Annotated in this window: 20 protein-coding genes and 2 pseudogenes; 13 read left to right on the plus strand and 9 right to left on the minus strand. The window is 70.1% G+C overall.

Annotated elements, in window-relative coordinates:
- Window positions 1–77: 77 nt before the first annotated feature.
- Window positions 78–245: pseudogene (locus BGI51_RS24190) on the minus strand (TetR/AcrR family transcriptional regulator); the annotation flags it as partial.
- 146 nt (window positions 246–391) lie between these two features.
- Between BGI51_RS24190 and BGI51_RS20080 the strand changes: the two are divergent.
- From BGI51_RS20080 to BGI51_RS20120, 9 genes and pseudogenes are all read left to right on the plus strand, one after another.
- Window positions 392–811: a DUF2147 domain-containing protein gene (locus BGI51_RS20080; RefSeq protein ID WP_187979494.1), complete on the plus strand. Its 420-nt coding sequence runs from the start codon at window positions 392–394 to the stop codon at window positions 809–811.
- 21 nt (window positions 812–832) lie between these two features.
- Window positions 833–1,717, plus strand: a complete 885-nt coding sequence (locus BGI51_RS20085; RefSeq protein ID WP_133860827.1) for a TorF family putative porin — start codon at window positions 833–835, stop codon at window positions 1,715–1,717.
- Window positions 1,718–1,727: 10 nt separating this feature from the next.
- Complete coding sequence (locus BGI51_RS20090) at window positions 1,728–3,362, plus strand: xylulokinase (protein ID WP_187979495.1); 1,635 nt, start codon at window positions 1,728–1,730, stop codon at window positions 3,360–3,362.
- On the plus strand, window positions 3,359–4,015 hold the full coding sequence (locus BGI51_RS20095) for a class II aldolase/adducin family protein (protein WP_187979496.1): 657 nt from the start codon (window positions 3,359–3,361) through the stop codon (window positions 4,013–4,015). Before BGI51_RS20090 ends, BGI51_RS20095 begins: the two co-directional genes overlap by 4 nt.
- An 8-nt stretch (window positions 4,016–4,023) precedes the next feature.
- Window positions 4,024–5,504 (plus strand): annotated as a pseudogene (locus BGI51_RS20100) (aspartate aminotransferase family protein).
- A gap of 8 nt (window positions 5,505–5,512) precedes the next feature.
- Window positions 5,513–6,133 carry a class II aldolase/adducin family protein gene (locus BGI51_RS20105; RefSeq protein ID WP_187979497.1) on the plus strand — a complete coding sequence of 207 codons (621 nt, stop codon included), beginning with the start codon at window positions 5,513–5,515 and terminating at the stop codon, window positions 6,131–6,133.
- A gap of 22 nt (window positions 6,134–6,155) precedes the next feature.
- Window positions 6,156–7,343 carry a hypothetical protein gene (locus BGI51_RS20110; RefSeq protein ID WP_187979498.1) on the plus strand — a complete coding sequence of 396 codons (1,188 nt, stop codon included), beginning with the start codon at window positions 6,156–6,158 and terminating at the stop codon, window positions 7,341–7,343.
- A 54-nt stretch (window positions 7,344–7,397) separates the two neighbouring features.
- Window positions 7,398–8,849, plus strand: coding sequence for an aldehyde dehydrogenase family protein (locus BGI51_RS20115; RefSeq protein WP_187979499.1), 1,452 nt, complete (start codon window positions 7,398–7,400; stop codon window positions 8,847–8,849).
- 395 nt (window positions 8,850–9,244) lie between these two features.
- Entirely contained in the window at window positions 9,245–9,799 is a 555-nt protein-coding gene (locus tag BGI51_RS20120; RefSeq protein WP_187979500.1) for a ProQ/FinO family protein, read from the plus strand.
- Window positions 9,800–9,854: 55 nt separating this feature from the next.
- On the opposite strand, the gene BGI51_RS20125 is transcribed toward BGI51_RS20120, so the two are convergent.
- The gene (locus BGI51_RS20125) at window positions 9,855–11,024 is read right to left on the minus strand and encodes a sensor histidine kinase (protein ID WP_187979501.1); all 1,170 of its coding nucleotides are present in this window, start codon (window positions 11,022–11,024) and stop codon (window positions 9,855–9,857) included.
- A complete protein-coding gene (locus BGI51_RS20130; protein ID WP_133860836.1) occupies window positions 11,021–11,695 on the minus strand; it encodes a response regulator in 675 nt (224 codons plus the stop codon). The genes BGI51_RS20125 and BGI51_RS20130 overlap by 4 nt, the downstream gene beginning before the upstream one ends.
- A 96-nt stretch (window positions 11,696–11,791) precedes the next feature.
- Here BGI51_RS20130 and BGI51_RS20135 point away from each other — a divergent pair, with 96 nt between their 5' ends.
- Genes BGI51_RS20135 through BGI51_RS20150 form a run of 4 tightly spaced genes read left to right on the plus strand, consistent with a single transcriptional unit; the run spans window position 11,792 to window position 18,157 of the window.
- Entirely contained in the window at window positions 11,792–13,231 is a 1,440-nt protein-coding gene (locus BGI51_RS20135; protein WP_187979502.1) for an efflux transporter outer membrane subunit, read from the plus strand.
- A gap of 25 nt (window positions 13,232–13,256) precedes the next feature.
- The gene (locus tag BGI51_RS20140; RefSeq protein WP_187981368.1) at window positions 13,257–14,027 is read left to right on the plus strand and encodes a MipA/OmpV family protein; all 771 of its coding nucleotides are present in this window, start codon (window positions 13,257–13,259) and stop codon (window positions 14,025–14,027) included.
- A 14-nt stretch (window positions 14,028–14,041) separates the two neighbouring features.
- Window positions 14,042–15,139, plus strand: a complete 1,098-nt coding sequence (locus BGI51_RS20145) for an efflux RND transporter periplasmic adaptor subunit (RefSeq protein WP_187979503.1) — start codon at window positions 14,042–14,044, stop codon at window positions 15,137–15,139.
- Between the two features lie 3 nt (window positions 15,140–15,142).
- Complete coding sequence (locus BGI51_RS20150) at window positions 15,143–18,157, plus strand: efflux RND transporter permease subunit (RefSeq protein WP_187979504.1); 3,015 nt, start codon at window positions 15,143–15,145, stop codon at window positions 18,155–18,157.
- 45 nt (window positions 18,158–18,202) lie between these two features.
- On the opposite strand, the gene BGI51_RS20155 is transcribed toward BGI51_RS20150, so the two are convergent.
- The 6 genes from BGI51_RS20155 to manD form a co-directional block, all read right to left on the minus strand.
- A complete protein-coding gene (locus BGI51_RS20155; protein WP_187979505.1) occupies window positions 18,203–19,759 on the minus strand; it encodes a UxaA family hydrolase in 1,557 nt (518 codons plus the stop codon).
- Between the two features lie 90 nt (window positions 19,760–19,849).
- On the minus strand, window positions 19,850–21,034 hold the full coding sequence (gene uxuA / locus BGI51_RS20160; RefSeq protein WP_187979506.1) for a mannonate dehydratase: 1,185 nt from the start codon (window positions 21,032–21,034) through the stop codon (window positions 19,850–19,852).
- Between the two features lies 1 nt (window position 21,035).
- The gene (locus tag BGI51_RS20165) at window positions 21,036–22,469 is read right to left on the minus strand and encodes a mannitol dehydrogenase family protein (RefSeq protein WP_187979507.1); all 1,434 of its coding nucleotides are present in this window, start codon (window positions 22,467–22,469) and stop codon (window positions 21,036–21,038) included.
- Window positions 22,466–23,743 carry an MFS transporter gene (locus tag BGI51_RS20170; protein ID WP_187979508.1) on the minus strand — a complete coding sequence of 426 codons (1,278 nt, stop codon included), beginning with the start codon at window positions 23,741–23,743 and terminating at the stop codon, window positions 22,466–22,468. The genes BGI51_RS20165 and BGI51_RS20170 overlap by 4 nt, the downstream gene beginning before the upstream one ends.
- A 70-nt stretch (window positions 23,744–23,813) precedes the next feature.
- On the minus strand, window positions 23,814–24,842 hold the full coding sequence (locus tag BGI51_RS20175; protein WP_133860845.1) for a Zn-dependent oxidoreductase: 1,029 nt from the start codon (window positions 24,840–24,842) through the stop codon (window positions 23,814–23,816).
- A gap of 14 nt (window positions 24,843–24,856) precedes the next feature.
- Window positions 24,857–26,068: a D-mannonate dehydratase ManD gene (gene manD / locus BGI51_RS20180; RefSeq protein ID WP_187979509.1), complete on the minus strand. Its 1,212-nt coding sequence runs from the start codon at window positions 26,066–26,068 to the stop codon at window positions 24,857–24,859.
- Between the last annotated feature and the right edge of the window lie 2 nt (window positions 26,069–26,070).

The raw sequence follows: 26,070 nt of genomic DNA on the forward strand, positions 1-26,070 counted from the left end.
TCCAGCAGGCGCCGACCCAGCTCCTCCAGCAGGGCGTACTTGTTGGGAAAGTAGCGGTAGAGCGCCGGCGGGGTCAGCCCCGCGCAATCGCAGACCAGATTGGTCGACAGCCGCTCGATGCCAACCTGACACAGCACCTCCGCCGCCGCCGCCAGGATGCGTTCATAGGTTTCCGCTGCCCGCTGCTGGCTGGGGCGGGCCTTGGGCGTGGCGCGGGAGGATGGAGCGGACTCTTTGGCGACCATGAAAAAGCTCTCGGCTGAACGAAAAAACCCTTGATGGGCAGTAAAATGATAGTTATAACTATCGTGTAGCGATAACTATCATATCAGCAACAGCGTTGCCTTACTGCCTCCAGCCACAACCACAACAATCAGCAGGAGTCTCCTCCATGAAAACACCCCTCGCGCTCGCCGCCGCCTTATTGGCGCTCCCCCTCGCCCCCGTGCTGGCCGCCGACGCCGTACCGGTCCAGGGACTCTGGCTGACCGCCGACCAGGGCGCCGCGGTCAAGGTCATGCCCTGCGCCGACAACGCCGGTGCCCTGTGCGGCACCATCGTCTGGGACAAGGACGCCGGCAATGCCCATGACACCTGCGGCACCCGCATCTTCCAGATGAGTCGCGACGACGGCGGCACCTGGCGCGACGGCTGGGTATTCGATCCGCGCGATGGCAAGAAATACAAGGGCTACGTCCGCCGCAAGGGCGACGACCTCAACATCCGCGCCTATGTCGGCACCGAGGTGCTCGGCAAGACCGAACAGCTCACCCCGCTGAGCGCCCTTCCCGCCACCCCGCACTGCAGCTAAGCCACCGCAAGGAGCGACCCCATGAACCGGATTCTTCACCGCACCCAGGCGGCGGCCCTGCTGTGCCTGAGCGTTCTCGGCAGCGCGGTCCAGGCCGACGACGACCTGGCCAGCTATGCCCTGACCATCACCCCGCGTCTGCTCTCGGACGTGCGTAACCGCGGCATCTCCGACTCGCTCAATCGGCCGGGGGCGAAGGTCACCGTGGAGTTCGCCCACGAAAGCGGCCTGATCGGCCTGGCGGAAATCGGCACCGTGAGCAAGAAGCAGTTCATCGACGGCGATGGCGCCAACGTGCTGCTGGCCGGCGGCTACCGCTTCGGCGATCCGGAGGCCTGGCACTTCGGTGTCGGTCTGGCCGGGGAATTCTTTCCCGGTGCCCACTTCAAGGCGCCCAGCCGCATCGATCCGGAGACCGGCGCTCCCGATGGCTTGCGCAGCACCAACTACAACAGCCAGTTCGCGGTGCTGGAGATCGGCTACGGGGCCCTGCAGGGGCGCATCCTCAACGTGCTCTCGGAAAACTATCGCGGCGCCAACACCGCCGGGGTCTGCGGCGCCCAGCTGCAATTCAATCCCGACCCGACCAAGGGCCTGGAGTGCTATGCCAAGGGCGAGCACAACTCCCGCGGCAGCCTGCTCTACGACCTGGACTATCGCTACGAGCTGACCCCGCGCACCAGCCTCAAGCTGCACGCCGGCTACCAGCAGATCCGCAACTTCTCCGAGGCCAACTTCAGCGACTACGGCGTGGGCCTGGTGCATCGCCACTGGGGCTTCGACTTCGGCCTGGACTACCTGAGCCCCCATACCCGGGCGCGCGAACTCTATATCGCCGAAGACGGCGACCATCAGCGCGCGACGGACGAGGCCCGCTGGGTGCTGTCCGTGGCCCGCCCTTTCTGAGCGGGTGCCCATGAAACCTCACGTCTTCGCTACGCCGCCCGCACCGGCCCAGGCCACCGCCCTCGACGGCCTGGTGCTGGTGGTGGATCTCGGCACCTCCGGCTGCAAGAGCGCCCTGGTCACCCTTGGCGGCGAGGTGGTCGCCTGGACCTTCCATGGGGTCAGCCTGTACGTCGAAGGCCACAGCGCCGAACAGGAGCCGGAAGACTGGTGGCAGGCCTTCCTGCGCGGGGCCGGCGAATTGCTGGCAGCGGACCCGGCACGGCGGCGGCGGGTGATGGCGGTGTGCTGCTCGACCCAGACCGAGGGCACGGTGTGCGTGGACGCCAACGGCCAGGCCCTGGGCCGGGCGCTGCTCTGGCTGGACATGCGCGGCGCCGAATCCGTGGCGCGGCGGGTCGGCGGCGGCCGGCTGAAGGTGGCCGGCTACTCGCCGTTCAAGCTGTGGCGCTGGATCCGCCTCACCGGCGGTGCGCCCTCGCTGTCGGGCAAGGATTCGGCGGGCCATATCGCCTACCTGCAGGACCATCAGCCGGAGCGCTATGCGCGCACGGTGAAGTTTCTCAATGTCCTCGATTTCATGAATCTGCGCCTCACCGGGCGCTGCTGCGCCACCGCCGATTCCATCTGCACCGCCTGGATCACCGACAACCGCGATTCGCGCCAGGTGAAGTACGACGCCGGGCTGATCCGCACCCTGGGCTTCGACCGCGACAAGCTGCCCGACCTGGTGGATTCCGCGGAGGTGATCGGCACCCTGACCGGCGCGGTGGCCGACCAGCTCGGTCTGCCGCGCAGCACCCCGGTGGTGGCCGGCTCGGTGGACACCTCGGCGGTGGCGGTGGGCTCCGCGGTGGAAGACTTCGCGCCGCACCTCTACCTGGGCACCTCCTCCTGGCTGGGCGCCCATGTGCCCTTCAAGAAGTCCGATGTCCTGCGCCACATGGCCGCCGTGCCCAGCGCGGTCAAGGGCCGCTACCTGGCTATGGCGCTGCAGACCGCGGCGGGTGCCAACCTGTCCTTCCTGCGCGACAAGGTGCTCTACCACCCGGACGAACTCCTCAGCGACGAACAGCACCCGGATCTCTATGCCCTGCTCGACCGCATCGCCGCCCGGGTACCGGCCGGCGCCCGCGGGCTGCTCTACACCCCCTGGCTGTATGGCGAGCGCAGCCCGGTGGACGATCCCAGCCTGCGCGCGGCGCTGATCAACCTGTCGCTGGAGCACACCCGCGAAGACATCATCCGCGCCTTTCTCGAAGGGGTGGCGCTCAACACCCGCTGGATGCTGGAACCCTTCGGCCGCTTCCTCGGCCGCCGACCAGAGCGAATCACCGCGGTGGGCGGCGGCGCCCAGTCCAATCTCTGGTGCCAGATCATGGCCGACGTCACCGGCCACGTGATCGCCCAGCCCGATGCGCCCATCCAGGCCAATGCCCGGGGCTCGGCCTATATCGCCGCGGCCGGCATCGGCGCCCTGGCCTTCAGCGATGTGCCGGCGCTGCAGCGACCGCCGCGTCTCTACCAGCCCTGCCCCCAGGCGCGGGCGCGCTACGACGACAGCTACGCCACCTTTCTCGAAGTCCGCCGGCGCCTGGCGCCGCTCTACCGCCGCCTCAACCCCAACCAGGGAGCCCGACCATGAGCGATACCCTCGAAGCGCGCGAACAGGTGCTCGATCTCTGCCTGCACCTGGTGCGCCGCGGCTTCTTCGCCGCCACCGGCGGCAACCTGGCCCTGCGCCTGGACGCCGAGCGCATCGCGGTGACCCCCTCCGCCCTCGACTACTACCAGATGGGCGCGGAAGACGTCTGCATCCTGCGCCTGGCCGACCTGCACCAGCTCGAAGGCGATCGCGCGCCCTCGGTGGAAACCGGGTTGCACGCCCGGGTGCTGCGGCGCTTTCCGGCCGCGGGCTGCAGCCTGCATACCCACCAGCCGCTGGCCAGTGCCTGCACCCTGCTGGGCGAGGCCCTGAGCGTCGACGACCCCGAGCGCTGGCCCGAACTGGGCCGCCGCCTGCCGCTGGTGGGCTATGCCCCCTCCGGCACCGGCTGGCTGGCCAAGCGCCTGGATCGCGCCCTGAGCGCCGAGAGCCCGGCCTATCTGCTGCGCAACCACGGGGTGCTCTGCTACGGCGCCAGCGCGCGGCAGACCCTGGCGGTGCTGGAGCAGCTGGAAGCCTTCTGCGAGCACTACCTGGTCGACCGTATCGCCAACCGCCCCGGCGTCTCCGCCGCCGACAGCCTGGCGCGCCAGCGCCTGCTGACCACCCTCACCGCCTCCCTCCCGTCCTGAGGTCCGCCATGAACCAGCCCCTGACCACCCCGCCGCCCCTGGTGCCCACGCCGCCGGCGATTTCCGCCTGGCCGGATACCGAGACGCTCTATCGCCGTTTCGACGCCCTGGTCAAACAACCCATGCGCCCGTTGCGCCGCGATGCCCTGGCCAAGGTCATGGGCTATTTCGACGAGCGCTGCCAGGGCTCGCGGCGACTGGCGGAAGAAGCCAAGCGCTTCATTCCCGGGGCATCCAGCACAACCTGGCGTTCAACCATCCCTTCCCGCTGGCCATCTCCCGGGCGGAAGGCGCCCACCTCACCGACGTCGACGGCAACCGCTACATCGACTTTCTCCAGGCCGGCGGCCCCACCCTGCTCGGCTCCAATCATCCGGGCGTGCGCGAGCAGGTCCAGCGCATCCTCGCCGAGTGCGGCCCGGTCACCGGCCTGCTGCACGAATACGAGGTCAAGCTCGCCGAACTGGTCTGCCAGAGCGTGCCCGGCATCGACCAGGTGCGGCTGCTGGGCTCGGGCACCGAGGCGGCCATGGCCGCGGTGCGCCTGGCGCGGGCCTATACCGGGCGCCGCTGGATCATCAAGATCGGCGGGGCCTATCACGGCTGGAGCGATCAGCTGGTGTACGGCATGCGCCTGCCCGGCACCGGGCGCATGGAGGCCCTCGGCATTCCCCGGGGCGCCACCGCCCACACCCAGGAAAGCCCGCCCAACGACCTCGACGCCCTGCGCCGGCGGTTGCAACTCAATCGCCTGCGCGGCGGCACCGCGGCGGTGCTGGTGGAACCCTTCGGCCCGGAGAGCGGCACCCGCCCGGTGCATCCGCAGTTCAATCGCGAGGTGCGCAAGCTCTGCGACGAATTCGGCGCCCTGCTGATCTTCGACGAGGTGGTGACCGGTTTTCGCGCCGGCATGGGCGGTGCCCAGGGCTACTTCAAGGTGCTGCCGGATCTCACCGTGCTCGGCAAATGCCTTACCGGCGGCTATCCCATGGCCGGGGCCCTGGGTGGCAAGGCCGAGGTCATGCAGCTGCTGGTGGGCGGCATCGGCACCTCGTCGAAGCGCGCCTTCGTCGGCGGCACCCTGTCGGCCAATCCGCTGTGCTGCGTGGCCGGCTACTACGCCCTCAAGGAAATCCAGCGCCTCGACGCCGCCGGCCAGGCCGGTCGTGCCGGCGATCGGCTGCGCCAAGGGCTGGACGAGATCATCCAGCGCCGCAACCTGCCCTATGTCGCCTACAACCTGGGCTCCATCGTCCATCTGCAGACCTCCGGCGTGCTGCTGCTCGACACCGGCAACCCGCTCAAGCTGCTGCGGGTGCGCAACGAAGCCAAGGCGCGCAAGCACATGATGGAAGAGATGGGCGCGGCCTATACCGCCCATGGCCTCATCACCCTGGCCGGCAGCCGCATCTACACCAGCCTGGCCGACACCGACGCCGTGATCGACGACGCCCTGGAGCGTTTCGACCGGGTCTTCCAACTGGTATGAGGCCGCCCATGAAAGCCGAACTGCGCCAGCAATGGCTGGATCTGCAGCAACGTCTGGCCCGCCAGGGCGAACGCTCGGCCCTGGCCCTGTCGGTACGCATACCGGGGGCGGGCAGCCTCTGGTACGGCACCCTGGGCGATGCCGCCCCCTGCGAGATCGAGCTGACCCGCAGCAGCGGCGGCGCCCTCGATCACGCACTCATCTACCGCTCGCGACCGGATGTCGGCGCCATCATCCAGGGGGCCGGGCGCTATGGGCAGCATGTAGCGGACTTCGGCGGCCAGCTGCCACAGCTGTTCGACGAGCAGGCCCGGCACCTGGGCCGGATGGCACCCGCGGTGACCAGGAGCAACGCCCTGGCGGAAGCCCTGGCCGACCAGGGCAACGTCCAGCTGCTCGGCGGCCAGCCGCTGTGCCTGGGGACCACCGCCAGCCGCGCCGCCCTCAATGCCGAGCTGTTCGAGAAATGCGCCAAGGCCTACACCCTGGCCCAGGCCACCGGCGCCGTGCTCACCCGCCTGCCCTGGTGGGTGGTGCTGATCGCCACCCGCCGGCTCCAGCTCGACCAGCGCGCCGCCGCCGAGGCCTTCCGCCAGGGCCGGCTGCCGGCGGAAAGTCGCGGTTACTAGCCACTCATCGAAGGTAGAGCCCATGACCGTCACCTCGCCCTCTCCGCCCCGCCAGGTCTGCGCCGCGCTGCTGCTAGGGTCCCTGGCCCTGCTCATCCTCGGCCTGCAGCCGCTGCTGCTCGGCGAGCTGTTCACCAGCGGTCGCGCCAGCCTCGATGGCCTGGGCCTGGTGGCCATGGGCGAGATCGTCGCCCTGGGCCTGGGGGTCATCGCTGGCGAGGCCCTGGGTCCCCGTCTGGGACTGCCGAGGGTCCTGGTACCGGCGACGCTGCTGGCGGTCGCCGCCGACCTCGCCAGTGCCCAGGCCAGCGGTGATCTGCTGCTGCTCGGCCTGCGCGCCCTCGCCGGCCTCGGCGAAGGCCTGCTGCTCTGGGCGGCGGTGGCGCTGATCGTGCGCCAGCCCGCCGCCGAGCGCCTATCCGGCCTGTTCATGGCGCTGCAGACCTTTTGCCAGGGACTGCTGGCGGCCCTGCTGGCGCTGTGGATCCTGCCGCGCCTGGGCAGCCCCGGCGGCTTCCGGCTGCTGGCCGGCGTGACCGCCCTGGCCCTGCCGCTGACCGCCGCCTTGCCCCGCCGGCTGGCGGCGCTGGAGATTGCTGGCAGCGTGCCCGTCCGCCATCGCTGGCAGCTCCCCCAGGCCCTGCTGCTGGCCTTCGTCGGCTGCCAGCTGGCGGCGATCGGTGCGCTCTGGGCCTATCTGGAGCCCTATGGTGAAGCCCTCGGGCTGAACCCCGGCCAGGCCCAGACCCTGATCGCCGCCAGCTTCGCCGCGCAGTTGCTCGGTGGTCTGGCCGGCGCGGCCCTGGTGGCCTGGCTGCCGGCCGCCGCCACCCTGACCCTGGCGACCCTGCTGCTGGGCAGTCTGGCCGCGCTGATCTACGGCCTGGCACCGGGGGCGCACCTGACCTTCGCGCTGCTGTGCCTGGCCTTCACCTTTCTCTGGCAGACCCTCACCCCCTTCCAGATCAGCCTGGCCCTGCGGCTGGACGCCAGTGGCCGCGTCGCCACCCTGGTGCCTTCGCTGCAGCTGCTCGGCTGCGCCGCCGGCCCGGCGCTGGCGTCCCTCTGGCTGCAGGGCGCCGCGGTCCGGCCCGCCGCCCTGACCAGCGCCCTGCTCGCCCTGCTGGCCCTGGGGTTGGCGGCCCTGCTCGCCCTCAGTGCCCCCGGCTCCCGGCCGTTGCCACGCTGGCGCTGGCAACGCCCAGGCTGAATACTGCCGTCGTCGCCGCGTCGCCTCCTTCCTGCCCCCTTGCGGACTGCTGCCATGAATGCGCCCCTCCCCGATTCCGCTTCTGCCTGCGCCCCGGTCGACCCCGAGACCCTGCAGCGGCTGTTCGCCGCCCAGGGACCGCGCGCCCTGGCCCTGCGCGGTTCCAGCGCCGCCGAGCGCCTGACCCTGCTGCAGCGCCTGCATGGCGCCTTGGTGGCGCGGCGGGGGGCGCTCTATGCGGCCTTTCGCCAGGACTTCGGCAAACCCGAGGTGGAGGTGGAACTGTCGGAGATCATGCCGGTGCTGGAAGAGATACAGCACGCGCGCCGCCAGCTGCGCCGCTGGATGAAGCCGCGGCGGGTGCGACCGACCCTGACCTCCCTCGGCTGCCCGGCGCACATCCACAGCCAGCCACGCGGTCGCTGCCTGATCATCGGCCCCTGGAACTACCCGGTCTCCACCCTGCTCGGCCCGCTGGTATCGGCGCTGGCGGCGGGCAACAGCGTGATGCTCAAGCCCTCGGAATTCACCCCGGCGGTCAATGCGGTGCTGCGCGAGCTGCTGGCCGAGGCCTTCACCCCGGACACCGTGGCCTTTTGCGAAGGCGACGTCACCACCGCCCAGGCGCTGCTGGCACTGCCCTTCGATCACTTCTTCTTTACCGGCTCCACGGCCGTGGGCCGCCTGGTGATGCAGGCCGCTGCCCGGCACCTGGCCTCGGTGACCCTGGAACTGGGTGGCAAGTCGCCGGCGATCATCGACGCCAGCGCCGACCTGGACGCCGCCGCCGAGTTGCTGCTCTGGGGCAAATTCCTCAATGCCGGCCAGTCCTGCGTCGCGCCCGATCATGTCTTCGTCGCCCGGCGCCTGCTGCCAGCCTTCAAGGAACGCTGTCGTGCCCTGCTGGTGCAGCGCTACGGCACCGATGCCGCCGCCAGCCCGGACTACGCCCGGCTCATCCACCCGCGCCACGCCAGCCAGCTGATCGGGCTGCTGGAACAGGCCCGGGCCGCCGGCGCCCAGCTGATTCACGGCGGCGCGCACGATGCCGCCGGGTGCTATCTCGCCCCGACGCTGCTGGATTGCTCGGCCGTCGACAGCCCCCTGGACAGCCAGGAGCTGTTCGGTCCGCTCCTGCCGGTGATCGCCTACGACGACCTGGAGGAGGTGCTGCAGCGCATCGACGCCGGTCCCAAGCCCCTGGCGCTCTATCTCTGGAGTCGCGATCGCGCGGTGCAGCGACGGGTCGTCGCCCGTACCAGCTCCGGCAGCGTCGGCCTCAATCTGTGCATGCAGCAGTACACCCAGCTGCACCTGCCCTTTGGCGGCGTCAATCACTCCGGCAGCGGCAGCGCCCATGGCCAGGCGGGCTTTCGCACCTTTTCCCACGAGCGCAGCGTGCTCGCCGCCGGTCCGCTGCTGGCCGTTCGTCTGCTGCTGCCGCCCTATTCGCCGTTCAAGCTGCGGCTGGCGCAATGGGTGTCGCGCCTGACCGGAGGCGGCTAGATCCAGTACGCGAAGTGCCTGCATCATCGGCGCTGCTTCGTTGCAAGGCCTGGATCGCCAGCCCGGTCGGAAGCCTCGTTCACCGCACCTGCACGGCCCTTCCTCGGCCTTCCGGTTCTGGCGCGCTCAGCCTTCGAGTCGCCTTGGGCCGTTACTCCCCAAGGTCGTTTCAACTCGCCTCACCTGCGCTCGGCGGCGTTCGTAAAGGGCCGAGAAAACGCCCAGCAGGGCGCACCATCCGCCGGGAATGACGCTTCCGAGGATGCACGAGCGGCAAACCAGCCTTTAGAATGACGGGCCGCCAGCCTTGGGCGTGCCAATCTGCAATCGGCGCGGTCCAAGCCCGGCATGGGTTACCCTTGCACGTGAATTCTATTGGAGCGGTGAGCTGAACGATGGGCTTTGAGCAACTAGCTGAACTACGCGACCGCCTGCGGGCCGAAAAAGCGCAGGTAAAGACCGAGAGCAACGAGCGGCCGGCGCGGAGACCTTCACCGAAAGCCAAGCCCCGCGAGCAGAAGCCCCGCGAGCAGGATCCGGTGGTCGAAGGCATCCGCCGTCTGCAAAAGCACTTCCCGCTGGCCTTCCCGGTCAATCCGGCCCCCAAGGTGCCGCTCAAGGAAGGCATCCTGAAGGACGCCGAGCAGCACCTGGAGCGCCTGGGCATCACCGGTGACCAGCTCAAGCAGTCGATCGCCACCTGGTGCCGTGGCACCCGCTACTGGGCGGCCATGACCGAAAACGCCCCGCGCCTGGATCTGGATGGCCAGCCGGCTGGCACCGTGACCGCTTCCCAGGCGGTCTATGCCAAGCAGCAGGCACGCCGCCAGCGCGCCCAGGCCCGCCGTGAGCAGGCCAAGGCCAAGGCGGACACCGCCACGCCGGTCGAAGCTGAGGCGCCTGCAGCGGCCGAGGCTGTCGCCGCCCCTGCGGACGACGCCTCCGCCTGAGGCCCGCTGCCCCTGTCGCTCTGACAGGGGCAGTCGTTCCAAGACGCCTGCCGCGCTAGGACAGCCGTCCCGGCAACTCGATGCGCATGACCGTGCCGCCACCCTCGCGCCCCAGGGCGACGATGCGCCCCTGATGCGCCGCACAGATGGCGCGGGCGATGGACAGGCCCAGGCCGCTGCCGCCCAGGTGACGCGCCCGGGAGCTGTCGGCGCGCCAGAAGCGGTGGAAGACCCGCTCGCGATCGGCTTCGCCGATGCCCGGGCCGCGATCGCGGAATTCCAGCACCAGCCCTTCTGCCAGAGCCTGCTGGACGATCTCCAGTTCGCCGCCGCTGGCGCCATAGCGCAGGAAATTTTCCAGCAGGATGTTGAGCAACTGGCCGATGCGATCGCGGTCGGCGTACAGCCGTTGGCGGGGATCCAGTTCCAGGTGGAGTCGTATCGCCTCGGCCTGCAGCTGGGGCGCGAACCAGGCCAGTCGCTCTTCCACCAGCGCCGCCAGGGCGAAAGGTCGCTGATCCAGCGCCAGTTGCCCGGCCTCGGCCAGCGACAGGGTGTGCAGATCGCCGACCAGGGTGTTGAGCAGGTCGAGCTGGCGCTTGACCATCTGCAACTGGCGGGCATCCGCGGGAAAGACCTCGTCGAGGATGCCCTGGACCCGCACCGAGGCGGCGTTGAGCGGGGTGCGCAGCTCATGGGCGAGGATGGCGCTGGAATCCCGTACGTCGCGTTCGTATTGCTGCAACCGCGCGGTGAGGCTGTTGAAGTCCAACGCCAGGCGGCGCAACTCCGCAGGTGCCGTCTCGGCGACCTCCAGCCGGGTCTCCAGATCGCCCGACGCCACCCGCCGCGCCGCCGCGGCGATGGCGGAGAACTGGCTCGACAGCGGGCGCGACAGCCGAAAGCCGGCCAGCAGGATCAACGGCACGGCTGCCAGCACCAGACCCGCCAGCACCCACCAATCGCGGCTGGCGATACCGGGCAGGAAATAGCGCACCGGATAGTAGTGGCTGAACAGCGCCCAGAGCCTTGCCTCGTTTTCCTGCGGATCGGCGCGCAGCTGGAGGATCTCCGCCCGCGCCGCCTGGGGCACCTGGCGCAGCACCCACCAGTCGCCGAAGAGAAACCAGAGGTACATGCCGGCGGCGATCAGCAGCACCGCGCCCAGCGCCAGCAGGCTCATGCGCCAGCCGACCCAGCGTCCCAGCGGGGCCTGGCGCTTCATGAAAAGCGATAGCCGATGGCGCGTACCGTCACCGGCACGCCGGGAATGCCGGCCGCCTCCAGCTTGCGCCTGAGGTTGTGCAGGTGGGTGTCCACCACCCGCGCCAGGGCCTCGCTCTCCGGCAGGCAGCGCTCCAGCAATTCCTCGCGGGTAAAGGCCTTGTGCGGGGTGCGCATCAGGGTGGCGAGCAGGCCGAATTCGGTAGGCGTCAGCTCCAGGAGGCGTGCCTCAACCGTGGCGCTGAAACGCTCCAGATCCACCGTCAGGGCTCCATGGCGCAGCCAGCGGTCATCGCGCGGGGCCTGATGACAGCGACGCAGCACCGCGTGCACCCGCGCCACCACCTCCTTGGGGTTGTAGGGCTTGACGACATAGTCGTCGGCGCCATAGCGCAGGGCGCCGAGCTTTTCCGGCTCGTCACCGATGGCGGTCACCATGATCACCGGGGTATCCCCGGCGCGGCGGATCTGCGCCAGCACCTCGGTGCCACCGAGGCGCGGCAGCATCATGTCGAGCAGGACCAGATCGGGTCGCTCGCGCTGGAACAGGTCCAGCCCCTGGCGGCCGTCCTCGGCGAGCATCACCGTGAAGCCGTCGCGCAGCAGATAGGCCTCCAGCACGCTGGCGCTGTCGGCGTCGTCTTCGACGATGAGTATGAGTTTGTCGCCCACGTCCGCTCTCTTGATCGAATCTCGACAATTCGCCGAAGGAATCTTGATTCGGCGTCCCTAGGCTGCGATCCATGCCTTGCACCGGGTCTGCCTGCCATGCCTTCACTCGCCGCTTCCGTCACCTGCCCGCTGCTGCTGATCAGCCTGCTGGGCCTCAGCGGTTGCTCACTGATTCCCGACTACCAGCGGCCGGCACTGCCGGTGCCAGCGCATCTGGGGCAGTGGCAACGGCAGGATGCGGCGCCCGCGGCGGTCGTCGACCTCAGTCCGGAAGAGCGCCAACTGCTGGCCGCGGTCAGCGCTGAAGCCCTCCTGCCAACGCTGGCGAGCCAGGCGCTGGCGGGCAATCGAGACTACCGGATAACCCAGCTCAGGGTCGAGCAGGCGCGGGCGCAACTGGGAGCCCGCCAGGCCGAGCGCTGGCCCATCCTGGGCCTGGCGGTGCAGCGTCCGCGTCAGCGCTTCGCCGATCCGGCGCTGGACGAGCGCTACCAGCAGGACCTGGCCACCGCCACCCTGGGCGTGGACGCCTTCGAACTGGATTTCTTCGGCCGCGTGGCCAGTCTGGGGGAAGAAGCCCGCCACCAGCTGCTGGCCAGTGCCTATGGTCAGCAGGCCGCACGCGGCGCCCTGATGGTCGAGGTGGCGCGCTTCTTCCTGCTCGCTCGCGAGGCCGATGCCCAGGTCGCCAGCGCCCAGGCGATGGCCGCGCTCAGCGACCAGCTGGTGCGGCGGACCCAGGCGCGCATCGCCGCCGGCGACCTGGCTCCGGCCGCGCTGGAGCCCCTGACCCAGGCCGCTCTCGAGGCGCGCCAGCAGCTGCAACAGCGGCTGAGTCAGCGCACCCAGGCCTATGGGGCGCTGGCCTGGGTCACCGGCTACCGGCTGGCGCCCTCGCCCGGCGCTGCGCCTGCCCTCGCCGGTCCTCCGCCGGAGCTGCCCGGCGAGCTGGCCGACCTGCCCTCCAGCCGCCTGCTGGAGCGTCTCGACGTGCGCGCCGCCGAGGAACGTCTGCAGGCGGCCAACGCCAGCATCGGCGCGGCCCGCGCCGCCTTTTTCCCGAGCATCCGCCTGAGCACCGCGGTGGGCCTGGCCAGTCCGCAATTGCAGGATCTGCTCAGCGCCGGCCATGGCCTGCGACTGCTGACGCCGTCGCTGTCCCTGCCGCTGTTCGACGGCGGGCGTAACAGCGCCAATCTGGATGCGGCCAAGGCTGCTCGCGACCTGGCCCTGGCCGCCTACGAACGCACCCTGCAGGACGCCTTTCGCGAACTGGCCGACGGCCTGGAAGAGCGCCGGCTGCTGCTCGCGCAGCGCCAGACCCTGGACGCCCAGCTGCAACTGAGCCACCAGCGCCGCCAGCGCCTAACGCGCCAGTGGCAGGCCGGGGCTGGCGATACCGGCGCCAGTCTGCAGGCCGGTCTCGACGACCTACGCGCCGGCGAGACGCTGCGCCAGACCGAGCAGGCGCTGCGCCTCAATCGCCTGCGCCTGCACCGCGCCCTGCACGGCCTGGACCACCCTTCCGCCACCTGAGAGGACCTGCCATGACCCGCCCCCCCTGCTGCCGCTGCTGCTCTGCCTAACGCCCCTGGCCGGCCAGGCGGCCAACGCCTCGCCCTGGGGCGACCACACCGATGTCAGCCTCGGCCTGGTGGCCGGCGCGGTCAGTCGCTACCTGGGTTCGGCCGATTATCGGCCACAGTTGCTCCCGCTAGTGGTAGTACAGCGTGGGCCGTTCTTTGCCGACACCAGTCGTGGCCTCGGCCTGCAATGGCAGTCGGCCCAGGGGCTGACCCTCAGCGGCGCCCTGAACTACGACGTCGGCCGCGATGACCGCGACAACGCCTCGCGGCCAGGCGCCGACCGGCTGCGGGGGATGGGCGAGGTCGACGGCGCCACGGTGCTGGACCTCACCCTGAGCCAGGCCCTGGCGCCCTGGCTCAGTCTCAACGCCGAGGGCGAATGGCGGCTGGCCGGGGCCCAGCGCGGCACTCGCTATCGCCTGGGAATGGAAGCCATCGGCCTGCACACCGACCAGGACACCCTGGCGCTGGATCTCGACGCCCATGCCGGCGACCGCCGCTTCAACCAGACCTATTTCGGCGTCACCGCCGCCCAGAGCGCCGCCAGCGGCTTCGCCCCGGCGCGTCTCGACCAGGGCATCTATGCCTATTCCGTCGCGCTGAACTGGTTGCACACCTTCGATCCGCACTGGAGTTCGGTGGCGACCCTGACCACCACCTATTACGGCGACCAGGCACGCGACAGCCCGCTGCGGCAGCGCGCCACCGCCACCACCACCCAAGTCGCCCTGACCTACAGCTTCTGATCCTGGAGCCCGCCATGCCCGGCCCGCGCCTGACCTCCGCCCTCACACTCCTCTTGCTGCTCACCCTGCTGGGCGGCTGCTCACCGGATGAACGCCCCGGTCCGGTGCCCCTGCGCACCGTCAAGCTCGCGCCGGTCGCCCGGCTGACGGCCCAGGCGCCGCTGCTGCCCGGCCTGGTGCGCCAGCCGCGCAGTACGGCGCTGGCCTTCGAGAATGGCGGGCGGGTGCTGCGGGTGGCCGTGGACGTGGGCGCCCAGGTCGCGGCCGGTCAGTTGCTCGCCGAGCAGGATGGCGAGCCGGCGCGTCTGCGCCTCGACCAGGCCGGCGCCCGGGTGCAGGCTGCCCGGGTGGAGCTGGATCAGCGCCGCGCCGGGCAGCGACGGGCCCGGCAGCTGTTCGCCGAGGGCAACCTGGCCAAGTCCGAGCTGGAAGGCGCCGACGCCGCCCTGGGCGCAGCCCAGGCGCAGCAACGGGGCGCCGAGGCGGAGCTGGCGCTGGCGCGCCGCGCCCTGGCCCAGACCCGGCTGGTGGCGCCCTTCGCGGGCCAGATCGTCCTGCGCGCGCCGGAGCCGCTGCGGCTGGTGGGCGCGGGCGAGACCCTGCTCGGATTGCAGGCCGAGGGTGAACGCCAGGTGGTGGTGCAGGTGCCAGCCGCCCTGGCCCAGGGGCTGACACCCGGCGCCCAGGCGCAGGCCTATGCCACGCGCGACGGCGCGCCCCTGGCGCTCCGGCTGATCGGTCTTTCGCCGCGCGCCGAGCAGGGCCTGCTACAGGAAGCGGTCTTCGCCCTTGGCAGCGAGGCGCCGGCCCTGCCCAGCGGCAGTCTGCTGGACGTGCGCCTGCCGCTGCCGGCCCAGGCGCAGCTGGCCGTGCCCCTGGGGGCGCTGCTGCCCGGACAGCGCGGCACCGCGGGTCAGGTCTTCGTCTACCAGCCGGAGACCCAGCAGGTGAAGCCGCGCCCCGTCACGGTGGCGGCCCTGCGGCAGGACCAGGCGCTGATCGCCAGCGGTCTCGCCGAGGGCGAGCGGATCGTGCTCGCCGGCGCCGCCTTTCTGCGCGCCGGCGAGCATGTGCTGCCCTATCAGCCCAGCACCGTGCTCACGGGGGAGTAGGCCATGTCCCTGACCGCTTTTGCCCTGCGCCGGGGTCGCCTGGTGCTTTGCATCGCCCTGGCCCTGTTGCTGGGCGGGATCTACGCCTTTCTCGGCTTTCCGTCCCAGGAGGAACCCAGCGTGACCGTGCGCGACGCCCTGGTCAGCGTCGCCCTGCCCGGCCTGCCCAGCGACCGGGTGGAGGAACTGCTGGCCAAGCCGCTGGAAGACCGGCTGCGCGAATTACCCGAACTCAAGACCCTGGTGACCACCCTGAGACCCGGGCAGGCCATCATCCAGCTCACCGCCCGGGACGAGATCAAGGACCTGCCGGCGCTCTGGCAGCGCGTCCGTAACAAGGTCGCCGAGGTGGCTCCGGGCCTGCCCGAAGGCACCCAGGGCCCGCGGGTGGACGATGATTTCGGTCGAGTGGCGGTGGCGTCCATCGCCGTGACCGCGCGCGGTTTTTCGCCGAGCGAACTGCGCCGCGAGGTGGAAGGCCTGCGCCGCGCCCTCTATGGCCTGCCCGGGGTCGACCGTATCGCCCTCTATGGCCTGCGGGACGAGCGCGTCGTCCTGACCCTGGACGCCACGGCGCTGGCCCGCCTGGGCCTGTCGCCCCAGGCGCTACTGGCGCAATTGCGCACCCGTAACGAACTGGTCAGCGGCGGCAGCCTGCGCGCGGGAGAACGCGTCCTCAGCCTGGCCATCAGCGGCGAACTGGCCGATCCCGCCGCGCTGCGCGCCGTGCCGATCCGGCTGGGTGAAGGCCGCGCCGTGCCCCTGGCCGAGCTGGCCCAGGTGCAGGTCGAGCCCGAGCAGCCAGTACGCAGCGCCGCCTTCTATCGAGGCGAACGCGCCCTGGTGCTGGGCATCGCCATGACCCCGGGCCGCAACGTCGAAGCCTTCGGCGCCGCGCTGCACGACCGGCTGGAGGAGTTGGCGACCACCCTGCCCACCGGCTTCGCCCTGCATCGGGTGACCTTCCAGGCCGAGGTGGTGCACCACGCCATGGCGCGCATGCAGCACGTGCTGATGGAAACCATGGTGATCGTCATGGCCGTGGTCATGCTGTTCCTGGGCTGGCGCCTGGGGCTGATCGTCGGCGCCATCGTCCCGCTCACGGTGCTGGCGACCCTGCTGGTCATGCGCGCCCTGGGCATCGAATTGCAGACGGTGTCCATCGCCGCGCTGATCCTGGCCCTGGGGCTGCTGGTGGACAACGGCATCGTCATCGCCGAGGACATCGAACGGCGCCTGCGCGCGGGCGAAGAGCGCCGCGCCGCCTGCGCAGCCGCCGGCCGGACCCTGGCCATCCCGCTGCTGACCTCCTCGCTGGTGATCATCCTGGCCTTCTCGCCCTTCTTTCTCGGCCAGACCAGCACCAATGAATACCTGAGGTCCCTGGCCGTGGTGCTGGCGCTGACCCTGCTGGGCTCCTGGGCGCTGAGCCTGACGGTGACGCCGCTGCTCTGCCTGCGCCTGGTGCCGGACCCCAGTCATACCAGTACCAGCACCGACAGCGCCCTGCACCGCGGCTATCGCCGCCTGCTGGAGGTCCTGCTGCGGCATCGGCTGGCCTATCTGCTGGCCATGCTCGGGCTGCTGGCCCTGGCCACCCTCAAGGTGCTCAGCCTGCCCTACGACTTCCTGCCGCCCTCGGATCGCAACCAGTTCCAGATCCCCCTGCAGCTGGAACCGGGCACCTCGGCCCAGCGCACCCTGGAACTCATGCAGGGCTTCAGCCGCTGGCTGGGCGAGGATGTCGATATCGTCGAGAGCATCGGCTACGTCGCCGAGGGCGGACCACGCATCGTGCTGGGCCTTAATCCGCCGCTGCCCGGTCCCAATGTCGCCTATTTCACCGTCACCACCCGCCCGGACGCCGATCTCGCCCAGGTCATGGCCCGGGTCGGCGAGCAGCTGACCCGGGCCTATCCCGAGGTGCGCGCCCAACCCAAGCGCTTTTCCCTGGGCACCACCGAAAGCGGCCTGGCGGTCTATCGCCTGAGCGGTCCGGACGAGACGGTCCTGCGTCAGCTGGGTGCCAACCTCGCCGACCTGCTCGCCGCCGTCCCCGGGACCCGCGACATCCAGGACGACTGGGGTCCGCGCCTGCTGCGCTACCAGGTCGAGGTCGACCCGGCCCGGGCCCGCGCCGCCGGACTCGACCGGCGCGACCTGGCCCAGGCGCTGCAACTGGCCGGCGACGGCCTGAGCGGCGCCCAGCTGCGCGACGGCCAGTATCCGGTCGAGATCGCGGCGCGCAGCACGCCCCGCGGTGGCGATCCGAGCACCCTGCTGGTCTATCCCCAGGGCGGCGCCACGCCGCTACCGCTGGCGGCGGTGGCCCGGATCGAGCTGGCCAGCGAGGCCGGGGTCAAGGTCAGGCGCAACCTGCAGCGCACCCTCACGGTCAGCGCGCGCAATCCCGGCATGACCGCCGCCACCCTGGTCGCCACCCTCGCGCCCCAGTTGCCCACCCTGCAGCTGCCGCCCGGTTACCGCCTGGAGCTGGGCGGCGAGAGCGAGGATTCCGCCGCCGCCAACGACGCCCTGCTGCGCTATCTGCCGCTGGCCGCCGTGGCCATGCTGTTGCTGTTCCTCTGGCAATTCGATTCCTGGCGCAAGGTGCTGATCATCGTCGCCAGCATCCCCTTCATCCTCATCGGCGTGGCCCTGGCGCTGTGGCTGAGCGGCCATCCCTTCGGCTTCATGGCCACCTTCGGCCTGCTGTCCCTGGCCGGCATCATCGTCAACAACGCGGTCTTGCTGCTCGAACGCATAGAAGCCGAAAGGCAGGCCGGCAAGCCCCTCGTCCTGGCGCTGCTCGACGCCGCCGGCGAGCGCCTGCGGCCGATCATCATGACCAAGCTCACCTGCATCCTCGGCCTCATCCCGCTGATGCTCTTTGCCGGTCCGCTGTGGACCGGCATGGCCATCAGCATGATCGGCGGCCTGGCGCTGGGCACCCTGGTGACCCTGGGGCTGATCCCGGTGCTCTACGCCCTGCTGTATGGCCGGCGCCAGGACAGCTGAACGAGGCACCGGCGGCGAGGCTGTCCCCCTCCCGCGAGCTCGGGCTCAGGTGGTGGCGCCCAGTTGCCAGGGGACGAATTCGTTCTGCCCGTAGCCGTGCAACTCGCTGCGGCTGCGCTCGCCCGACGCCAGTGCCAGCAGCCGTTCGAAGATGAAGGCGCCGCGCTCCTCCAGTGTGGTGCTGCCGTCGACCAGGCCGCCGCAATCCACGTCCATGTCGTCGCGCTGGCTTTCCCAGAGGCGGGTGTTGGTGGCGATCTTCAGCGACGGCGTCGGCGCACAGCCATAGGCCGAACCCCGGCCGGTGGTGAAGGCGATGAGGTTGGCGCCACCCGCCACCTGGCCGGTGGCCGAGACAGGGTCGTAGCCGGGGGTGTCCATGAACACCAGGCCCGGGCTGCGCACCGCCTCGGCGTAGCCATAGACCGCCATGAGATCGGTGGAGCCGGCCTTGATCACCGCGCCGAGGGATTTTTCCAGGATGGTGGTCAGGCCACCCGCCTTGTTGCCCGCCGAGGGGTTGTTGTCCAGGCTGGCGCCGAAGCGCGCGCAATAGTCTTCCCACCAGCGGATGCGCTCCACCAGGCGTTCGCCCACCGCCGGGCTGGCGGCGCGCCGGGTGAGCAGGTGTTCGGCGCCGTAGATCTCCGGGGTTTCCGAGAGGATGGCGGTGCCCCCGGCGGCCACCAGCATATCCACCGCCCGGCCCAGCGCCGGGTTGGCGCTGATGCCGGAATAGCCGTCCGAGCCACCGCACTGCAGGCCGAGGATCAGATGGCGGGCACTGACCGGTTCGCGCGCCACCGCATTGGCCGCGGGCAGCAAGGCTTCCACGGCGGCGATGCCCCGGGCCACGGTGGCGGTGGTGCCGCCGCTGTCCTGGATATTGAGGGTGCGCAGTCCCGCGTGCTCGCTGAGGCCCTGATCGGCCAGCAGCGTGGGGATCTGGTTGGCTTCGCAACCCAGGCCGATGAACAGCACCGCGGCGAAGTTGGGATGGGACGCATAGCCGCCCAGGGTCCGGCGCAGCACCGCCATGCCCTCACCCTGGGTATCGATGCCACAGCCGACACCATGGGTCAGGGCGACCACGCCGTCGACGTTGGCATAGGGCCCCAGCGCCGCGGGATGGACGTCGCGGCGGAAATGGTCGGCCACCGCCCGGGCCACCGTGGCCGAGCAATTCACCGAGGTGAGGATGCCGATGTAATTGCGGGTCGCCACCCGGCCATCCGGGCGGACGATGCCGAGAAAGCTGCGCTCGATGGGCGCCGGGGCGCCGCGGGCCTCGATCCCGAAGGCGTGCTCGCGGGTGAAGTCGCCCATGGCCAGGTTGTGCACGTGCACATGGCTGCCGGCGGCGATGGCCTCGCGGGCGAAGCCGATGATCTGGCCATAGCGGCGTACCGGCGCGCCTGCGGCGATGGCGCGCACGGCGACCTTGTGCCCGGCCGGCACCGGCTCGCGGACCTGCACGCCCTCCTCCGGCAAGTCGAGGCCCGGCACCAGCGCCTGGCGGGCGATCAGTACATCGTCTTGCGGATGCAGGCGCAGGGTGGCGCGGGCAGCGGCCGCGGCGCCGCTGCGGGTGATCAATTCCATAGGGGTCTCCACGTCAGCATTCGAGGTTGGCCTTGACCGCGCCAGTGGCGGGGTCCGGCACGGGGTATATCCAAGAGACGCCGATCCGCATCAGTCATGCGCCTCTTCCAGCCGCCGCACGGCCTGTTCCACGCCGCGCAATTCCGCCAGGCCCTTGAGCCGGCCGATCAGCGAATAGCCGGGGTTGGTCCGTCGCCCCTGGTCGTCCAGCAGCTGGTGGCCGTGGTCCGGACGCATGGGCAGCCGCGCCCCGCCTGCGCGTTCACGGCGACGCTCCTCGCGTACCAGTTCGCGGATCACCCCGACCATGTCCACGTCGCCGTCCAGGTGATGGGCCTCGTGGAAACTGCGCGGATCCGCTTCGCGCCGGGTCGCCCGCAGGTGGACGAAGTGAATGCGCGGCGCGAATTGGCGGGCCATGGCCACCAGGTCGTTGTCGGCGCGCACGCCATAGGAGCCGGTACAGAAGGTCAGCCCGTTGGCCGGGCTCGGTACCGCGTCCAGCAGCCACTGGGCGTCGGCGGCGGTGGAGACCACCCGTGGCAGCCCCAGCAGCGGGCGCGGCGGATCGTCCGGGTGCACCCCCAGACGAATGCCCACCTCTTCCGCCACCGGCACCACGGCCTGGAGAAAGACCGCCAGGTGCTCGCGCAGCCGCGCGGTGTCGATGCCGGCATAGGTGGCCAGCAGGGTGCGCAGGTCGGCGACCGAGTAGCCCTCCTCGGCGCCCGGCAGACCGGCGATGAGGGTACGCACCAGCTCCTCGCGCCCGGCGTCGTCGAGCCCGGCGTGATAGCGGCGCGCGCGTTCGATCTCCTCGGCGGCGTACTCGGCCTCGGCGCCCTCCCGCTGCAGGATGCAGAGATCGAAAGCGGCGAAAGCGTCCTGATCGAATCTCAGCGCCCAGCCGCCGTTGGGCAGTCGATGGGCCAACTGGGTGCGGGTCCAGTCCAGCACCGGCATGAAGTTGTAGCAGACCACGTCGATACCGCACTGGGCGAGGTTGCGCAGGCTCTGTCGATAGTTGTCCAGATAGCGCTCGCGCCCCCCCAGGCCGCGCTTGATGTCTTCGTGGACCGGGATGCTTTCCACCACCGACCAGGTCAGTCCCGCCGCCTCGATCAGCGCCTTGCGCTCGGCGATGGCCGCCAGCGGCCAGACCTCGCCATTGGGAATCTCGTGCAGCGCCGTGACGATGCCGGTGGCCCCGGTCTGGCGGATGTCGGCGAGGGAGATGGGATCGCGCGGGCCGAACCAGCGCCAGGTGTGTTCCATGTCAGACTCCTTGTTCGGTGAGATCGGCAATGGCCGCGGCGATACCCGCCGTGGCGATGCGCGCGTGGGCCCGTCGCACCGCGTCGCAAAAGACGGGTTGCGCGACCAGGGCCGGTGGAAAGACCTCGGCCAGCGCCAGCACGGCGTCCACCCGCGCCGCGCCAGCAGGCAAGGCGGCCAGGGTGGCGCGCAGGGGATCGTCCAACGCCTCGCCCTCGCCTTCACCATAGTGAATCCAGGCCGCCACGCCGAGCGCGGTACAGGCCAGCTCGCCGCCTTGCTCCAAAAGCCGCTGGGCACCCAGCAGCCAGCGCTGGGGCAGCTTCTGCGAGCCGTCCATGGCGATCTGCCGCAGGCGGTGCTGCAGGGCGTCGTTACGGAAGCGCGCGACCAGCGCCGCGGCGTAGGCCTGCAGGTCCACGCCCTCCGGCATGTCCAGGGTCGGCGCCGCCTCGCGACTCATGTAGCGGTGCACCAGAGCCGCCAGGCGTTCGTCGGCCATGGCCTCGGCCACGGTGCCGTGACCGGCCAGGCTGCCGACATAGGCCAGCAGCGTATGACTGCCATTGAGCAGGCGCAGCTTCATGGTCTCGAAGGGGCGGACGTCCGCCACCATCTGCACCCCTTCCCGTTCCCAGTCCGGGCGCCCTTGCGGAAAGCGGTCCTCGACCACCCACTGGCTGAAGGCCTCGCCCACCACGGCGGCCGGGTCATCGCAGCCGAGGTCGCGCAGCCGCGCGAAGGCCGCCTCGTCCATGGCCGGGACGATACGATCCACCATGCTGCACGGAAAGGCCACGGTGGTGGCGATCCAGGCCGCCAGCCCGGCGTCCTGGGCTTCGGCGAGGGACACCACCGCCTGGCGGGTCCGCTGGCCGTTGTCCGGCATGTTGTCGCAGCAGAGCACGGTGAAGGGCGCGATGCCGGCCGCACGACGCCGGCGCAGGCCTTCCACCAGCAGCCCCGGCGCGGTGCGCGGCGCCCGCGGTTCAGCCAGGTCATGGACGATGCCGGGATCGTCGCGGCGCAGGGCGCCGCTGGCCGGGCTCAGGCAATAGCCCTTTTCCGTCACCGTCAGGGTGACGATGCGCACCCCGGGATCGGCCAGCCGCGCCAGCAGGGCCTCGCGCCCGGCCCCACCGTCGCCGGCGTAGAGCACCTCGCGCAGGGCACCGATCTCGCGCAGCACCCCTTCGCGCCGGTTGCGGTATTCGGCCACGTGATAGCGGCCCTGCTGGGCGTTCAGGGTCTCCACCAGCGCCCGCCCCGATCTCAGGTTGGCGCTGCACAGGCCCCAGGCGCCGCCGCCGTGGCGGGCCAGGTTGCGCTCCAGGTAGACCGCCTGATGGGCGCGATGGAAGGCGCCCAGCCCCAGGTGGACGATGCCGATGGCCGGCGCCGGATAGCGCGAGGGAATGCGCTCGAAATCGCTCATCGTACGCCTCCGGTAGCCAGCGTGGCGGGTGCCTCCGCCGGCCGCTCGGCCAGCGGCTTGACGAAGCGCGCCACGCACAGTGAACCGATCACGGTCAGGGTGCCGGCGAGCAGGAAGGCACTGGTGAAGGCGCCAGTGAATTGCACCAGATAGCCGGTCACCGCCGGGCCGATGATGCCCGAGGTGTTGGCCAGGAAGTGCATGAAACCGCTCACCCCGCCCACCCGCGCCGCCGGCACGGTGTCCTGGATGATCGCCCAGTAGATGGCGCCGGTCAGATAGAGGAAGAACACCGAGAGCGCCACCAGGGCCACCGCGGCATAGAGGGTGCTGACCAGGCCGGCAACGCCGATGCACAGGGCGCAGGCCAGCAGGCAGGTCACCAGCACCACCTTGCGCGAGAACATCAGGCGACCGGTCTTGCGGAACACCCAATCCGACAGATAGCCGCCCACCGCCAGGCCGATGAAGCCCAGCACCCAGGGGATCACCGTGGCGATGCTCATGTCCTTCACATTGAGGCCGTAGGCCTGGATCAGGTAGCTGGGGAACCAGGTCAGGAAGAAGAACAGGGTGTAGTTGTAGGCGAAGAACGCCAGGGCGGTGAACAGTACCGTGGGCTGGCGCAGATAGTACTTGAGCGGTCGCACCTCGGTATCCACCACGGCCACGGCGCGCTCCTCGGCGGCGATGTCGGCGGCCAGCTGACCGGTGGGCTTGTCCTTGATCCAGAGGTACCAGACCACTGCCCAGACGAAGCCGATCAGCATGATGACGACGAAGGACACCTTCCAGCCGTAGGTCACCGCGATCACCCCGACGATGGGGCCGGAGATGGCGCCGCCCAGGGGCGTACCCGACATCGACAGGCCCAGGGTGCGACCCCGGTTGTGGGGCGCGTACCAGTTGTTGACCATCTTGCTGGTGGAGACGCTCAGGGGCCCCTCCGCCATGCCGAACAGCACCCGGATCACGATCAGCGCGGCGAAGCCCGAGGCCAGCACCGTCAGGCCGCTGAACGCCGACCAGAGCACCATGGCCAGCAGCAGCGTGGTCTTGGCGCCATAGCGGTCGGCGGCCCAGCCGCCGATGAAATTGAACGCTGCATAGCCGACGAAGAAGGCGCTGAACAGCAGCCCCATCTCCCCGGCGCCCAGCCCGAAGTCCTTCTGGATCAGGGGCGCTGCCACCGACAGCGCCGAGCGATCCAGATAGTTGACGACCCCCGCCAGGAACAGCATGACGAGTACCAGTCCACGACCTTGTCCAGCCATTTGTTACCTCCCGCTCATTGTCTTTATTCGGTAAGGCATCGAAGCGACGCCCCTTGCGGAGCGCGCGTTGTCAGGCGTTGCCACCCCACTGCACCAGCACCTTGCGTGTCTGCTCGGGATGCCTTTCGATCAGCTCGATGGCACCCGGCATCTCCTGGCTGGCCACCTGGTGGCTGATCAGCGCCGCGGCATCCAGCTTGCCCGCCGCCAGCAGCTCGATGACCCGCGGAAAGCGGCCGTTGTTGAGCCGCGAACCCACCAGGGTCAGTTCCTTCTTGATGATCTCCAGCTGCACCAGCTCGCTGGGCGTGGCGCTGAAGCCCAGCAGGCCGATGCGCCCGGCCGGCGACGCCAGCCGAACGATCTCCGGCAGCAGGGCCGGATGGCAGGCGGCGTCGACGATCAGCGGCACGCCCTCGCCGCCGGTGGCCTCGCGTATGGCCGCCTCGACGTTGGTCTCGCGGCCATTGAGGGTGCGGGTCGCGCCCAGGGTCCGGGCGGTGGCCAGGCGATCGTCCAGCACATCGGTCACGGTGATATCGGCGATGCCCAGCGCCCTGGCCATCTGCACCAGGGTCAGGCCGATCACGCCGGCGCCGTAGATGAGCAGGGAATCCCCGGGCAGGAACTGCATCCGCTCCAGCACATTGAGGGCGATGCTGTAGGGCTCGACCAGCGCGGCCTGGGCCAGCGGCAAACCGGGCGGCAGGCGATGGGCATTGGCCGCGGGCACGCAGACCTCTTCGCTGAAGCCGCCATCGCGGTGTACTCCCAGCACCTGCAGGCGACTGCAGACATTGGGCCGACCGATGCGGCACGGATAGCAGCTGCCGCAGGCGATCACCGGATCGACGCAGACCGGATCGCCCACCGCCAGGCCACTCACGCCCGCGCCCAGCTCGCGCACCACGCCGGCGAATTCGTGGCCGGTGACGCGGGGAAAGCGCACGAAGGCGTTCTGCCCATGGATGATGTGCATGTCCGAGCCGCAGATGCCGGCATAGGCCACCCCGACGCGGACCTCGCCGGGTGCCAGCGTGGGTACCGCGACCTCTTCGATGCTGAATTCGTGGGGTGCTCTGACCTGAAAGGCTTTCATCCGGGATTCCTCGCTCACCAGTGCCACAGGGTGCCATCCACCAGCCGGTTCACCGGCAGGCTGGCGCGTTGGTACGGATAACGGGCGGCGAGGTCTTCATCGATGTCCACGCCGTGGCCGGGCACCTCGCCCGGGGTGAAATGGCCGTCCGCGAAGCGATAGGCATGGGGAAAGACCTCCTCGATGCGCGCCTCGTGGGGCATGTGCTCCTGGATGCCGAAGTTGGGCACCCAGGTGTCGAAGTGCAGCGCCGCGCCCATGCACACCGGCGACAGGTCGGTGGCGCCATGGAAGCCGGTGCGCACCTGGTAGAGCGCCGCGAGGTCGGCGATGCGCCTCATGTGGGTGATGCCGCCGGCATGCACCAGGGTGGCGCGGATATAGTCGATCAACTGCTCCTGGATCAGCTCGCGGCAGTCGTGGATGGAGTTGAACACCTCGCCCACCGCCAGCGGCGTGGTGGTGTGCTGGCGGATCAGGCGGAAGGCCTCCTGATTTTCCGCCGGGGTGCAGTCCTCCAGCCAGAACAGGTTGTATTCCTCGACCCTCTTGCCCAGCCGCCCCGCCTCGATGGGCGTCAGCCGGTGGTGCACGTCGTGCAGCAGGTGCAGGTCGTCGCCGAAGCGCTCACGCACCGCGGCGAACAGTTTGGGTACGTGATTGAGGTACTTGGCGGTGTCCCAGACGTGCTCGGCCGGCAGATCGCTGTCGGCCGGCTCGTAGCGCTCGCCTTCGCGCTTGGCCACGCCATAGGTGGTGGGAATGCCCGGCACGCCGCACTGCACTCGCACCGCGCGATAGCCCTGCTCCACATGGCGGGCGACCTCGTCCAGGCAGCTCTCGATGTCCTTGCCGGTGGCATGGCCATAGACCATCACCCGCTCGCGACTCTTGCCGCCGAGCAACTGGTACAGCGGCATACCAGCGGCCTTGGCCTTGAGGTCCCAGAGCGCCACGTCCACCGCGGCGATGGCGGTCATGGTGACCGGTCCGCGGCGCCAGTAGGCGCCCCGGTAGAGGTACTGCCAGATGTCTTCGATGCGATGGGCATCGCGACCGATCAGCGCTGGCAGCACGTGCTCTTCCAGATAGGCCACCACCGCCAGCTCGCGGCCATTGAGGGTGGCGTCGCCGAGGCCATAAAGGCCTTCGTCGGTGACGATCTTGAGGGTGACCAGGTTACGACCGGGACAGGTGACGATGACGCGGGCTTCGGTGATCTTCATGG

This window comes from Pseudomonas oryzihabitans (assembly GCF_014522265.1).
GTDB classification, from domain to species: Bacteria; Pseudomonadota; Gammaproteobacteria; order Pseudomonadales; family Pseudomonadaceae; genus Chryseomonas; species Chryseomonas aestiva.

What these genes read in the sequence shown, in the direction of transcription:
- BGI51_RS20080 (WP_187979494.1), top strand. Translation starts at nt 392, where the DNA reads ATGAAAACACCCCTCGCGCTCGCCGCCGCCTTATTGGCGCTCCCCCTC.
- BGI51_RS20085 (WP_133860827.1), top strand. Translation starts at nt 833, where the DNA reads ATGAACCGGATTCTTCACCGCACCCAGGCGGCGGCCCTGCTGTGCCTG.
- BGI51_RS20090 (WP_187979495.1), top strand. Translation starts at nt 1,728, where the DNA reads ATGAAACCTCACGTCTTCGCTACGCCGCCCGCACCGGCCCAGGCCACC.
- BGI51_RS20095 (WP_187979496.1), top strand. Translation starts at nt 3,359, where the DNA reads ATGAGCGATACCCTCGAAGCGCGCGAACAGGTGCTCGATCTCTGCCTG.
- BGI51_RS20105 (WP_187979497.1), top strand. Translation starts at nt 5,513, where the DNA reads ATGAAAGCCGAACTGCGCCAGCAATGGCTGGATCTGCAGCAACGTCTG.
- BGI51_RS20110 (WP_187979498.1), top strand. Translation starts at nt 6,156, where the DNA reads ATGACCGTCACCTCGCCCTCTCCGCCCCGCCAGGTCTGCGCCGCGCTG.
- BGI51_RS20115 (WP_187979499.1), top strand. Translation starts at nt 7,398, where the DNA reads ATGAATGCGCCCCTCCCCGATTCCGCTTCTGCCTGCGCCCCGGTCGAC.
- BGI51_RS20120 (WP_187979500.1), top strand. Translation starts at nt 9,245, where the DNA reads ATGGGCTTTGAGCAACTAGCTGAACTACGCGACCGCCTGCGGGCCGAA.
- BGI51_RS20125 (WP_187979501.1), bottom strand. Translation starts at nt 11,024, where the DNA reads ATGAAGCGCCAGGCCCCGCTGGGACGCTGGGTCGGCTGGCGCATGAGC.
- BGI51_RS20135 (WP_187979502.1), top strand. Translation starts at nt 11,792, where the DNA reads ATGCCTTCACTCGCCGCTTCCGTCACCTGCCCGCTGCTGCTGATCAGC.
- BGI51_RS20145 (WP_187979503.1), top strand. Translation starts at nt 14,042, where the DNA reads ATGCCCGGCCCGCGCCTGACCTCCGCCCTCACACTCCTCTTGCTGCTC.
- BGI51_RS20150 (WP_187979504.1), top strand. Translation starts at nt 15,143, where the DNA reads ATGTCCCTGACCGCTTTTGCCCTGCGCCGGGGTCGCCTGGTGCTTTGC.
- BGI51_RS20155 (WP_187979505.1), bottom strand. Translation starts at nt 19,759, where the DNA reads ATGGAATTGATCACCCGCAGCGGCGCCGCGGCCGCTGCCCGCGCCACC.
- uxuA (WP_187979506.1), bottom strand. Translation starts at nt 21,034, where the DNA reads ATGGAACACACCTGGCGCTGGTTCGGCCCGCGCGATCCCATCTCCCTC.
- BGI51_RS20165 (WP_187979507.1), bottom strand. Translation starts at nt 22,469, where the DNA reads ATGAGCGATTTCGAGCGCATTCCCTCGCGCTATCCGGCGCCGGCCATC.
- BGI51_RS20170 (WP_187979508.1), bottom strand. Translation starts at nt 23,743, where the DNA reads ATGGCTGGACAAGGTCGTGGACTGGTACTCGTCATGCTGTTCCTGGCG.
- BGI51_RS20175 (WP_133860845.1), bottom strand. Translation starts at nt 24,842, where the DNA reads ATGAAAGCCTTTCAGGTCAGAGCACCCCACGAATTCAGCATCGAAGAG.
- manD (WP_187979509.1), bottom strand. Translation starts at nt 26,068, where the DNA reads ATGAAGATCACCGAAGCCCGCGTCATCGTCACCTGTCCCGGTCGTAAC.